This is a genomic window from Phaeobacter sp. BS52, assembly GCF_045040595.1.
Taxonomy (GTDB): domain Bacteria; phylum Pseudomonadota; class Alphaproteobacteria; order Rhodobacterales; family Rhodobacteraceae; genus Phaeobacter; species Phaeobacter piscinae.
The window spans coordinates 1,995,165-2,007,745 of the sequence record NZ_CP090662.1; the positions used below are offsets into that span (position 1 = coordinate 1,995,165).

A 12,581-nucleotide genomic window follows, 5' to 3' on the forward strand; every position below is an offset into this window, starting at 1 on the left:
CTTGGTGGTGGAGCGTGGATAGCGGACCGGGGTCAACCGGACAAAGCCTAAGGGGGCGGCCGATCCCGGGGAAGAAAACGGAGCGGGCCGACCCCTCAGGGGTCGGCCCTAGCGCAATCTTACTTCAGAGCGTCCCAAGAGGACTGGATCTCGGCCGCAACCTCTTCCGCCGGGGTGCCGCTCGGCATAGCCGACCATACCGGTCCAGAAGGATCCCGCGCCTACTCCACCCGGCATCAGGTCAGATGCGTCAAAGCGGAAGGTATCGGCAGAGAGCAGGATCTCCCCCATCTTCTTCAGCGTGTCCGTGGCGTAGACATCGGTGTTCACGCCCTTATGCGGGGTCAGGAAGCCCTGCTGCGCCATCCAGACCTCATGCCCGATGGGGGATTTCAGGAACTCCATCAGCGCGCGCGCACCTTTGCTGTCGTTGGTAATCGACCACAGGGTGCCAGCACCCAGAACCGGGCTGCCCAGATCCTTCTCCGCGTAGGCCGGGAAGTAGAAGAAATCAGCATCCAGACCCACTTCGGTCCCTTCTGGGAAGAACGCAGGGATGAACGACGCCTGACGGTGCATCAAACACTGCGGCGGGCTGGCGAACAGACCTTTGGGGCTGTCGCGGAAATCGGTGGAGGCCACGGCGCCCGCACCACCCGAGACGTAATCATCGTTGCGGGCGAAGTAACCGAATTCCTCGATAGCATTCACAACGCGCGGATCGGTGAAGGGGATTTCGTTGGACACCCATTGGTCATAGACGCCCGGCTCCTGCGTGCGCAGCATCATATCCTCAACCCAGTCGGTTGCAGGCCAGCCAGTGGCACCACCAGATCCCAGACCGATGCACCAAGGCGTGTTGCCATCGGCGACCATCTGATCGGTCAGTGTCTTCAGCTCCTCCATCGACTGAGGGATATCATAGCCGAAATCTTCAAATGTTTCAGGCACGTACCAGACAAGGGATTTTACATCGACCTTGTAGAACAGACCAAAGACATCGTCATTGCCATCCGGCCCCGTGAAGCTGCTGAGATCAACCCAGGAGTCGCTGCAGCGGCGTAGTTTTCACGCACCCAGTCTGCGGTCTCACTGCCCAGAGGCGCGATAAACCCGCGCGCGGCCATGTCCGATACCAAACCCGGCTGCGGAAAAACAGCGACGTTGGGCGCGGAGCCTGCCTCTGCATCGACGACGATCTGCTGCTCGAAGCTGTCAGAGCCAGTGTAGCGCACGTCCGCACCGGTGGCTTCAGCGAAATACGCGAGCACCTTTTCGACGACCTCCTGATCCGGGCCGAGCCATGGTCCGAAAACCGTGACCTGCTCCCCCGAAAGATCCGTTGCCTTCAGCGCCTCGAAGCTCTCCCAGTTAAACTCTCCCTCGCCGACCGGAAAGGTCAGCGCGCCTTCGGCCTGCGCAAGACCAGCAGACAGGGCAAAGACGCCGGCTGCTGCCAAAAGACTGCGTTTCATGATGTTTCCTCCCGAGTGTTCAACGCGCCTGCCGTTTGTCACGGTTTCAAAATTTTCAAAGCGCTTTGGATTTTAGCAAAATCCCGGATTCGGGTGGAACTGTCAACAATTTCCCGTCCTAACATCAAACAACTACAAAAAACACGGGACTTGCCAGCCTATCCCCTGCCCTGCCATAACTGCGCAGATGGCCCGTGATTGCCCTGGGTGCATATATTAGAATCAAAGCGCTTTGGAGTTTTCGGCGAATGAACCTGAAGGAACTGGCCGCATATCTGAACCTGTCGCAGACGACAGTGAGCCGTGCGCTCAACGGCTTTCCCGAGGTGAGCGAAGCAACCCGCAAACGTGTCGCGGCCGCCGCAGAGCAACATAACTACCGACCCAACACCCGCGCCAAAGCGCTGGCCACAGGGCGGGCAATGGCGATTGGTCACGTGATCCCCCTGTCGTCGCAGCATGAGATGGTGAACCCCATTTTCGGCGACTTCATTGCGGGTGCTGGCGAGAGCTATGCCGCGGCGGGCTATGACATGGTCTTGTCGCTGGTTGAGGATAAGAAGCAGGAAAAAGCCTATCGCGAGATGGCCTCCAAGCGGAATGTTGACGGCATTGTCCTGCATGCGCCGCGCATGTCGGATCCCCGGATCGGGCTGTTGCGTGAAATCGGCCTGCCCTTTGCCGTGCACGGCCGCGCCTCCGATCTGGCGGGGGATTATTGCTGGCTGGATGTGAACAACAAAAGCGCCTTTGACCGGGCGACGCGGTTTCTCATCGACCTTGGGCACCGGCGGATCTGTCTGGTGAACGGGTTGGAGAGCATGGATTTCGCCTGGCGTCGGCGGGCGGGCTATGAATACGCGCTAAAGGCGGCAGGCCTGCCGCTGGATCCCGCGCTGATGTATGCGGAGGAAATGACCGAGAGCTATGGGTATCGCACGGTTGTGACAACTCAGGCGATGGCGGATCCACCCACCGCCTATCTGGTGTCGTCGATCATCCCCGCAATGGGCGTGCGCCGCGCGATCGAGGATTCAGGGCGTCAGATGGGCCGCGATATTTCGGTGATCACCCATGACGATGATCTGTCCTATCTGCGCAACGGCGATGAGGTGCCGCAATTCACCGCCACCGTCTCCTCCGTACAGGAGGCAGGCCGCCAACTGGCCAATCTGCTGCTGGACCAGATCCGCAATCCCGGCCTGCCGCTTCCAACCCGCCTGCTAGAAGCGCAGCTGACCGTTGGCCGCTCCACCGGTCCTGCGCCCTCTCCTCGCTGACTGCCCCCCGACAGGAGCCCCTTTCCAATGTTCCGAAACTCCCGCGCTGATTTTCCCGAAGAGTTCCTTTTTGGTACTGCCACCTCTGCCTATCAGATCGAAGGCCACGGATTTGGCGGCGCCGGGCTGACCCATTGGGACAGTTTCGCCGCGACGCCGGGCAATGTGGTGCGCGCCGAACACGGCCAGCGGGCCTGCGACCACTATCATCGCTACGCTGAGGATCTGGATCTGGCGGCAAACGCCGGGTTTGACTGCTACCGATTTTCGACAAGCTGGGCGCGGGTTATGCCAGAGGGGCGCGGCGCGCCAAACCCTGAGGGGCTGGATTTCTATGACCGGCTAACAGACGCAATGCTGGAGCGCGGATTGAAGCCCTGTGTGACGCTGTATCACTGGGAACTGCCGCAGGCCCTGGCGGATCTGGGCGGCTGGCGCAACGGCGAGATTGCCAAGTGGTTTGGCGACTATACCGAGGTCACCATGAGCCGGATCGGCGACCGGATGTATTCCGCTGCCCCGATCAATGAGCCGTGGTGTGTGGGCTGGCTGTCGCATTTCCTTGGCCATCACGCGCCGGGTCTGCGCGACATTCGCGCCACCGCACGGGCCATGCACCATGTGATGCTGGCCCATGGCACTGCCATTCAGGTGATGCGCGCCCTCGGCATGGGCAATCTGGGCGGTGTGTTCAATCTGGAATGGGCCACGCCCGTTGATGACAGCGAGGCCGCGCAGCAGGCCGCCGCGCGCTATGATGCGATCTACAACGGCTTTTTCCTTGGTGGGGCGTTTCACGGGCGCTACCCGGATCTGGCGCTGGAGGGGCTGGAACCGCATCTGCCGCAGGGATGGCAGGATGATTTTGCCACCATCACCGCGCCCGTAGACTGGTGCGGGATCAACTATTACACCCGCAAGCGGATTGCCCCCGACACTGGCCCTTGGCCGCATTATGCCGAGGTGGACGGCCCGCTGCCGAAAACGCAGATGGGCTGGGAAATCTATCCGCAGGGGCTTTATGATTTCCTGACGCGGACCGCGCGCGAGTATACGGGGGATCTGCCGCTGTTGGTGACGGAAAACGGCATGGCCAATGCGGATGTGGTGACGGATGGCACAGTGCAGGATGCGGCGCGCGTCGCCTTTGTGGACGACCATCTGGATGCCCTGCGCCGCGCCATTGCCGAGGGGGTGCCGGTGCAGGGCTATTTTCTGTGGTCGCTCTTGGACAACTACGAATGGGCGCTGGGATATGAGAAACGCTTTGGGCTGGTGCATTTGGATTTTGACACGCTGAAACGCACGCCCAAGGCATCTTACACCGCGCTGCAATCTGCACTCACGGGCGTGCGCTAAAGGGCTGGCTTCAGTTTGCCAGCTGGTCTCCCAACCGCTCCAGCATCCTCAGACAGTCCGACAGCTGATCAAGCGACAGGTATTCATCTGCCTTATGCGCCTGCGCGATGGAGCCGGGGCCGCAGACGACCACATCCAGGCCAAGCGCCTGAAACAGCCCCGCCTCGGTGCCGAAAGGCACCAGCTCAGCAGCATTGCTGCCGAGCAGCTCCGCCATGAGGTTACGGGCCTCATTTTGGCTGGTAGGGGTGAGACCGGCCACCTCACCCACCACCTCCGTCTCGATGCTGGCCTCCGGGTAGATGGCCTGCATCGCGGGCAAGAGAGTATCGCGGCAATAGCGCGCCATCGTGTCCTTGACATGATCCGCGTCCGAGGGCTGCACCGGCCGCATTTCCCAATCCACCTGCGCCTTTGACGCGATGACGTTATGGGCGCTGCCGCCGTTGAGGGCACCGATGTTCAGCGTTGTCCAGGGCGGATCAAAGCGGCTGTCCGGCGGCATGCGCTGTTGCAGATCACCGCGCAGATCCAGCAAGCGATTGACGTAGCGCGCGGCGTATTCCACCGCATTAACGCCCCGGCCCGGATCGGAGCCGTGCCCCTCAAGCCCTTGAAACCTTGTGCTGTATTCGTGGCAACCTTTGTGCCCTTCGACGACGCGCATGCTGGTTGGTTCGCCGATAAGTGCCAGTCGTGGTTTCAATTCACGCTCGCGCAGGGCCTGCACCAGATGACCGGCCCCAATGCAGCCCACCTCCTCATCATAGGTGAAGGCGAAATGGAGGGGGCGGCGGCTGATCTGCGCGGCGAACTCTGGCGCCATGGCAAGTGTCGCGGCGATAAACCCCTTCATGTCGCAGGTGCCCCGCCCGTAGAGCCGCCCGTCCCGTTCCACCATTGCAAACGGGTCGCTGGTCCAGTCCTGATCGGTCACCGGCACCACATCGCTGTGGCCCGACAGCACGATCCCGCCATCGGTTTCGGGGCCAAGCGTGGCAAAAAGGTTGGCCTTCTGCCCGCTGGCATCAAACATCACATCCACCCGCGCGCCGCAGTCTTCAAGCCGGTTGGCCAGATAGGCAATCATCTCCAGATTGCTATCGGCTGAAACCGTCGGAAAGGCGATGAGATCTGAGAGAATGCCGGTGGTCTGCTCCATCATCCCCTCACCCTTTCACGAAAAGTTTGCGCTCAATCGAGCAGAGCGGCTCGGCAGCGCCGGTGTCGCGGATCAGCAGAGTCTCCGTGGTCTCCAGCCCCCATGTGTCCATCCAGAGGGCCGGCATGAAATGAAAGACCATGCCGGGTTGCAGCACAGTGGTGTCCTCGCTGCGGATTGACGCCGTGCGCTCCCCCCAATCCGGCGGATAGGACAGGCCAACCGGGTAGCCCATGCGGCCCGAACGCTCGATCCCGTGTTTGGCCATTACGGCCATGAAAGCATCCGCGATATCGCAGGTACGATTGCCCGCGCGGGCCGCCTCGATCCCGGCGGCGATGCCTTCGATCTGCGCCGCCTCGATCCGCAGCATCTCCTGTGAGGGGGTGCCCAGAAATACCGTACGTGACAGCGGCGCGTGGTAGCGCCGATAACAGCCGGAGAGTTCGAAGAAGGTTGCCTCGCCCTGCCGCATCGGGGTGCCGTCCCAGGTCAGATGCGCCGCCGTTGCATCCAGCCCGGAGGGGGTCAGCGGCACGATGGCCGGGTAGTCGCCCCAATCGCCCTCCACACCGGTCACACCGGCATGCAGGATATCGGCCACCAGATCGTTTTTGCGCACACCGGGCGCGGCCCGTTCGATGGCGGTTTGGATCACCTTATCGGTGATCCGCGCGGCCTTGCGCATAAAGCCCAGCTCTGCATCGGATTTGATCAACCGCTGCCAGTTGACCAAGGCCGTTGCCTCCGCCAGTGTCGCCTCCGGAAGGGCGGCCGTCAGCACCGCATGGGCCTTTGCCGAGTAGTAGTAATTCTCCATCTCGACCCCGATCCGGGCATGGCCCAACCCGCGGGCGCGTAGCTGCTCGGCCAGATGCTGCATCGGGTGACAGTCAGTGGATTGGACATAGTGGTCGCCGTAGCCCAGCAGGTGATCCTGCGGCATCCAGCAGGTGCGGCGCGCGCCCATCATATCCATATGTCGCCCCCACCAGATCGGATCGCCATCCGGCAGGACGATCACCCCCTGATGCACGTAGAACGACCAGCCATCGTAGCCGGTAAGCCAGGCCTGATTGGACGGATCGGTAACAAAGAGCGCGTCTAGCCCGGCATCGGCCATGGCCGCGCGCGTTTTGGCCAGGCGCTGCTGATACTCAGCACGTTCAAACGGGATGTTGGGATTTGTCATCGTTGCATCCTTCGTCAACCAAGAACCGCGGAGACCGCCCGATGGGTGGCGGTGACCACTCGGTCGGCCTCATCCTGTGTCAGGCAGAAGGGAGGCGCAAAGCCTAGGATATCCCCCTGAGGCATGGCCCGCGCGATCACGCTGTCCTGCTCCAGCAATTTGACTGCGATCTGCGGGCCGATCTTGTCACTGGCGTCAAACAGGCGGTGGTCGTCCCGATCCGCCACGAATTCCACCGCGCAGAGCATCCCCTCGCCCCGTACATCCCCGACATTCGGGTGATCGCCGAGGGCCTTACGCATCTCACCATTGAGATAACTGCCAACGGTCGCCGCGTTTTCGACAAGACCCAGCTGATCAATCAGGGTGAGATTGGCCACCCCGGCAGCGGCGCCGATGGGATGCGCCGAATAGGTCCAGCCATGGCCAATCGGGCCGTTCTCATCCGTGCCGCGCTCCAGCACCTGCCACATCTTGTCCGACACGATGGACCCCGACAGCGGCGCATAGGCTGAGGTCAGCCCCTTGGCGATGGTGATAAGATCGGGGCGCATGCCGTAGTGATCGGAGCCGAACATCGTGCCCAAGCGACCAAAGCCGGTGACCACCTCGTCCGCGATCAGCAGGATATCGTGCCGTTCAAGCACCGCCTGAATGGCGGGCCAGTATCCTGCAGGCGGCGGGACGATGCCCCCGGTGCCCAGAACCGGCTCCCCGATGAAGGCGGCGATGGTATCGGCCCCTTCCCGCGCGATCAGCGCCTCCAGCTCTGCCACGCAATGGGCAACAAAGTCGGCCTCGCTCTGGCGGCGATCACTGCGGCGGAAATAATATGGGGCCTCGGTATGGACCACCTGTGCCAGCGGCAGGTCGAATTTATTGTGAAACAGCTCCAGCCCCGTCAGCGAGCCGGTCATCAGCCCGGACCCGTGGTACCCCCGCCAGCGGGAGATGATTTTCTTCTTCTGAGGGCGGCCCAGAATGTTGTTGTAATACCAGATCAGTTTGATGTTGGTTTCATTGGCGTCAGAGCCGGAAAGACCGAAGTAGACCTTCGACATATGGTCGGGGGCGCGGTCGAGGATCATCTTTGCCAGGGTGATCGAGGCCTCGGTGCCGTGCCCGACATAAGAATGATAATAGGCCAGCTCGCGGGCCTGATCGGCAATGGCCTCGGCGATCTCAGGTCGGCCATAGCCGACGTTCACGCAGTAGAGCCCGGCAAAGGCATCCAGCAACCGATTGCCGTCGCGGTCCTCAATATGGCAGCCGCTGCCACCGGTCACCACGCGCTGTGGCAGATTTCCGCGAGCAAATTCAGCGAGATGCGTTGAAGGGTGGAAGAAACAGTCGCGATCCCACTGGTCGAGTTGGTCATTGTGAAGCATGGCTCAGTCCTTGGCTTTGGCGGCGCGCCGCCTTTGGTCACATGAAGGGAGCCGGTTGCACGCGACAGACCAACAGGCGGTCCGTTTTTGAGCAGAAAAGGCTCCGCTCACCCGGACAGCAGCGCGCAATGCCTTTATTGCCAGGGTCGTGCCACTGTTGGAGCATAGCGGGTCTGCCCAAGGCAACAGATTTTTTTGTCAGCTGCAGCGGATTGGCCGGTGAGAACGCGCTGCTATCTGCCGGACGGCCGCGCCAAGGACTGACGCGTGACAAGAGTGGTGCTGATGCAGACCGACTGCCCTTCGGACCGCCCCTCCACGATTGCAATCAGTTCTTGCGCTGCCTTGCGCCCCATTTCGCGGTGCGGGACATGCACAGTTGTGAGAGCGGGGCTGACGATTTCCGCCAGCTCGATATCATCAAACCCGGTGATGGAGACATCGTCAGGCACCGCAATCCCCCGGCTTCGCGCCTCGCGGAGCGCCCCTGCCGCCAGAACGTCATTGCCACACATCACCACGGTTGGGCGGGGGGCATGCGACATCAGCTCTGCAAAGGCTGCGGCCCCTTTCTCAATCTCATAGGGGGTTTCGATCAATGTGAGCGCAGCCGGGTCGAGACCTCTGGAACGCATGGCATCCCGGACACCGCTGACACGATTTTGGGCACGATCATTGCCCTGCAGGATACCTGAGATCATCGCAATGTGGCAGTGCCCCGCGTCCACCACCGTTTGGGCCAGATCCCGCATCGCGCCCTTGTTGCTGAACCCGACCGACGGCTGCGGCCGCTCCGGTGCATAAGACCAAGCCACAATGACCGGAACCCGGTGCCTCTCAAGGTATTGATAAATCTGCTCCTCCCGGTCGTGGCCGATCAGCAGCAAGCCATCTGCGCCACGCGCAACCAATGTGCGGATCTGTTCACGCTCCATCTCCGGGCAATAGGCGGAACTGGACACCAACAGGGTGTAGCCATCCTCCCGCAGCTGATCCTGAAAGGCCTGCAACCCGCGCGCAAAAATCGCGTTGTCCATCGTTGGAATAATCGCCCCGATGGTAAAGCTGCGTTTGGCCGCCATGACGCGGGCGGCGAAATTCGGCGTATAGCCCAGTGATTCGACCGCCTCCATCACACGCTGGCGGGTGGTCTCGATGACACGGTCCGGTGAATTCAGGCAGCGCGACACGGTGGCGGTCGAGACGCCTGCAGCCTTGGCAACATCGTTAAGTGTTGGAGCGGAGGGGCTTTTTCCCATGTCGTACCTTGTCATTTCGCGGGCTCATTTTAGCAGATTTCCCGACCGCTGCCAGCGCTTAATGTAAGCGCTTGCATTATTGATGTAAGCGCTTACAAATGGTGATGAGATAACAACGGGGATCTTTCGATGTTTCTGATGGCGTCTGTTTGCGTGTTTGCCGTGTTCTTTGCCAATGTCGCCCTCGGCGCCTTTGGCAGCGGCGGTTTTCTGAGCGACGTCGGCGAGATGGTGATCCTGTTTGCAGCATCCATTCTGTTTGTGGCTGCAATTCTCAAAAAAGAAGCTGACCAAAAAAACCAAGACGGCAGCTGATGGATTTCCAAGGGAGGAAGACAATGACGAATGGCAAGGATGGGCTCAAATCTGCAGAGCGCCGTAATTTTCTGAAACTGGCCTCGACCGGCTCATTTACTGCGGCGTTGGTCGCGGGGGCTGGTGGGGTGCTTTGGTCCACTGAGGCAGTGGCGCAAACCGCCAAGGAAGAAAAGGAGCGTGAACGTGCGGCCGAGCACATCATGACGGTGGCCACCGCCTATGTGCTGGGCGCGTCGCGCAGCTACCCAATCATGCAGTTGGACCTGAAGGAGAACATCCAGAACGCCACCAATGGCAAGATCTATGTCAAACTGGCCCCCGGTGGGCAGCTGGGCGCAGGCGGTGCGTTGGTGCAGAAGGTGCAGGGCGGCACCATTCAGGCGGCACAGCATTCGCTGTCGAATTTCGCCCCCTTCGCCTCCACCGTTGATCTGATCAACATGCCTTATCTCTGTGGCTCCAATCAGCGGTTCACCAATCTGGTGACCTCCGATTTCTGGAACGCTGAGGTGCACCCCAAGGTGGAGGCCAACGGTTTCAAGGCGCTGTTCTATGTGAACATTGATCCCCGCGTCGTGGCTGTGCGCAAGGGCGGCAATGCGGTGACCTCCCCGGGCGACATGGCGGGTGTGAAATTCCGGGTTCCGGGCTCCAAAATGCTGCAGCAGTACTACCGTATGGTCGGTGCCAACCCGACGCCCGTAGCCTGGGGCGAGACGCCGTCGGCGATCAAACAAGGTGTGGCAGATGCGCTCGACCCCTCTGTGGGTGCGCTCTATGTCTTTGGCTTCAAGGATATCCTGAGCCACGTGACCTTCACCCAGGCGGTGCCGGACAGTCAGGTCTATTCGTGCAATCTGGAATGGTTCAATTCCTTGCCTGCTGATGTGCAGGACGGCGTGATGTGGGGGGCGGAGATGACCGCTCATCAGAACCTCTCCAAGGTGCCGTCAGCCCGCGCATACGCCATGGCAGAGCTGGCCAAGGCCGGTGTCGCCTTCCATACGCTGAGCGACGATCAGCTGGGCGAATGGCAAGAGGTCGGCGGCTATCAGCGCAGCGAATGGGATAGCTTCAAGACTGAGCTGGCCGGATCGATGGACAGTTTCGCCAAGCTGGAAGAGGCCGCAGGCACGCAGGGCAAATACTACGTCCACGACGCATAAGCTGTCGCACCACGTGGTTCCGGAACCCCCGGTGCCACGTTCCCTTTCTCTTTTAGCCGCCTGCGACAGCCCGATTTGGGCTGATTCACAAGGCGCGCCCAACCCTCGGGACGAGCGATGGACCTCTTGCGGAAAATTGACAAGAACGCCGAGCGCTGGCTGCTGCTGACCTTCTACGTGATGCTGGTCATCACTATGGCGGTTGAGGTTATCCGGCGCGAACTCTTTGCCTATTCCTCGATCTGGGGGGAGGAGATTGTGCGCTACTCCTTCATCTATCTCGCCTGGATCGGTGCCGCCGCCGCAGTGAAGGAGCGCGCCCATATCCGCATTGATGTGCTGATGCATTACCTCGGGCCGCGCCCTAAGGCGCTGCTCTATATCCTTGGCGATCTGGTGATGTTCGTGGTCGCGCTGGTGGCGCTCTACTGGTCGTTCGAGACGGTGCTGGTCTCCGCCAAATTCGGCTCTGTCAGCCACGGGCTGCGCATTTCCATGGTCTGGTTCCTGATGGCGGTGCCAGCCGGGTTCGCCTTGATGGTCTGGCGGTTGCTGCAATCCTTCCTGCGCGATTTTCGCAGTCTTCGAGACGGCACGCCCGTCTTCGAAGGCGACAAGCTGTTTGATTGAAGGATCTGAGAGATGCTGTGGAATTCACTCAATCAAACAGTGGAACTGGGTTGGGATTTCTACCTGCCGGTGATCATGTTTGTGGCCCTGATTGCGCTGGCGGTGCCGGTTTGGGCGGCCATCGGGACTGCTGCGATCACCATGCTGGTGATGTCCGGCGACCTGCCGCTGAGCGCTATCGGTGAAAGCCTGTTCACCGGCATTGATGCCTTTGCGCTGACGGCGGTGCCGCTGTTCATCCTGACCGGCGATGTGCTGGTCAGAACCGGGCTAAGCAAGAAGTTCCTGGATGTGGCCGAGGCGCTGACCTGCTGGACACGGGGCGGTTTTGGTTCCGCCACGGTCCTGGTCTGCGGCATGTTCGCGGCGATCTCCGGCTCAGACGCCGCTGGCGCTGCTGCGGTCGGACGGATGACCATCAACCGGCTGGTCGAAAGCGGCTACCCCCGCCCCTACGCTTGCGCGCTGGTGGCTGCTGGTGCCTGCACCGGTATTCTGATCCCGCCCTCGATCGCCTATATTATCATCGGTCTGGTGCTGGGCATTTCCGCCTCCACCCTGTTTCTGGCGGCGCTGATCCCGGGGATTGCCATTCTGGTGTCGATCCTCGTCACCAACATCATCATGAACCGGCTTTATACCTATGAGACCGGCGGCAATATGGGCCTGGGAGAATGGCTGGGCAATCTGGGCCAGTCACTGAAATCCGGCTGGTATGCCTTCATCGTGCCAGGGATCATCTTCTACGGTATCTTCTCTGGCCGCCTGACCCCGACTGAGGCTGGCGCCACCGCTGTCGTTGTCACCATCCTGATGGGTTTTCTGCTGGGCACGCTGAAACTGGCGGACTTCCCGGCGATGCTGGTCAGCTCTGCCAAGGTGAACGGGGTGATCCTGCCGATCATCGCCTTTTCAGCGCCGCTGGCAGAGGCACTGGCCATCATGGGCGTGCCGCAGGGGTTTGTCACAGCGGTGACCGGGCTGACCGATGACCCCTCCATGTTGATCCTGTTGATGATCTGCATTCTGATCGCTGCGGGCTGTGTGATGGAGACGACCCCCAACATCGTGATCCTGGCGCCGATCCTGAAACCGCTGGCCGACAACATCGGCATGAACGAAATCCAGTTCTGCATCATGATGATCACCGCGCTGGGTGTGGGGTTCATCACTCCGCCGCTGGGCCTGAACCTGTTTGTTGTCTCCGGCATCACCGGTGAGTCCATCCTCAAGATCGCCGCCCGCGCCATACCGTTTGTTCTGACCATGCTGATTGTGGTGCTGCTGATCGCTTATCTGCCTGCGATCTCAACCACGCTGCTCCCTGACATCTATAAATAGGACCCTTTGGA

Annotated in this window: 10 protein-coding genes and 1 pseudogene; 6 read left to right on the forward strand and 5 right to left on the reverse strand. The window is 60.9% G+C overall.

Features of this window, described 5'->3' with window-relative positions; genetic code table 11:
- Positions 1-119: 119 nt before the first annotated feature.
- Positions 120-1,475: pseudogene (locus L0Z65_RS09740) on the reverse strand (ABC transporter substrate-binding protein).
- A 248-nt stretch (positions 1,476-1,723) separates the two neighbouring features.
- On the opposite strand from L0Z65_RS09740, the gene L0Z65_RS09745 reads away from it, so the two are divergent.
- Together L0Z65_RS09745 and L0Z65_RS09750 are read left to right on the forward strand one after the other, a co-directional pair.
- Positions 1,724-2,755, forward strand: coding sequence for a LacI family DNA-binding transcriptional regulator (locus tag L0Z65_RS09745; RefSeq protein WP_102897463.1), 1,032 nt, complete (start codon positions 1,724-1,726; stop codon positions 2,753-2,755).
- A gap of 27 nt (positions 2,756-2,782) precedes the next feature.
- Positions 2,783-4,114 carry a GH1 family beta-glucosidase gene (locus L0Z65_RS09750; RefSeq protein ID WP_405107186.1) on the forward strand — a complete coding sequence of 444 codons (1,332 nt, stop codon included), beginning with the start codon at positions 2,783-2,785 and terminating at the stop codon, positions 4,112-4,114.
- A 10-nt stretch (positions 4,115-4,124) separates the two neighbouring features.
- On the opposite strand, the gene argE is transcribed toward L0Z65_RS09750, so the two are convergent.
- The 4 genes from argE to L0Z65_RS09770 form a co-directional block, all read right to left on the reverse strand.
- Positions 4,125-5,279 carry an acetylornithine deacetylase gene (gene argE / locus L0Z65_RS09755; protein WP_405107189.1) on the reverse strand — a complete coding sequence of 385 codons (1,155 nt, stop codon included), beginning with the start codon at positions 5,277-5,279 and terminating at the stop codon, positions 4,125-4,127.
- A gap of 4 nt (positions 5,280-5,283) precedes the next feature.
- Positions 5,284-6,468, reverse strand: coding sequence for a M24 family metallopeptidase (locus tag L0Z65_RS09760; protein ID WP_405107192.1), 1,185 nt, complete (start codon positions 6,466-6,468; stop codon positions 5,284-5,286).
- Between the two features lie 14 nt (positions 6,469-6,482).
- Entirely contained in the window at positions 6,483-7,856 is a 1,374-nt protein-coding gene (locus L0Z65_RS09765; protein ID WP_405107195.1) for an aspartate aminotransferase family protein, read from the reverse strand.
- A gap of 233 nt (positions 7,857-8,089) precedes the next feature.
- Positions 8,090-9,115, reverse strand: a complete 1,026-nt coding sequence (locus L0Z65_RS09770) for a LacI family DNA-binding transcriptional regulator (RefSeq protein WP_405112512.1) — start codon at positions 9,113-9,115, stop codon at positions 8,090-8,092.
- Between the two features lie 129 nt (positions 9,116-9,244).
- Between L0Z65_RS09770 and L0Z65_RS09775 the strand changes: the two genes are divergently transcribed.
- From L0Z65_RS09775 to L0Z65_RS09790, 4 genes are all read left to right on the forward strand, one after another.
- Positions 9,245-9,430 (forward strand): hypothetical protein, encoded by a 186-nt coding sequence (locus L0Z65_RS09775; protein ID WP_040173837.1) that lies wholly within the window; start codon positions 9,245-9,247, stop codon positions 9,428-9,430.
- A gap of 23 nt (positions 9,431-9,453) precedes the next feature.
- Positions 9,454-10,599, forward strand: a complete 1,146-nt coding sequence (locus L0Z65_RS09780; protein WP_405107199.1) for a TRAP transporter substrate-binding protein — start codon at positions 9,454-9,456, stop codon at positions 10,597-10,599.
- A gap of 117 nt (positions 10,600-10,716) precedes the next feature.
- Complete coding sequence (locus L0Z65_RS09785; protein ID WP_405107202.1) at positions 10,717-11,229, forward strand: TRAP transporter small permease; 513 nt, start codon at positions 10,717-10,719, stop codon at positions 11,227-11,229.
- Between the two features lie 12 nt (positions 11,230-11,241).
- Positions 11,242-12,570, forward strand: a complete 1,329-nt coding sequence (locus tag L0Z65_RS09790; RefSeq protein ID WP_102906688.1) for a TRAP transporter large permease — start codon at positions 11,242-11,244, stop codon at positions 12,568-12,570.
- Positions 12,571-12,581: the final 11 nt, after the last annotated feature.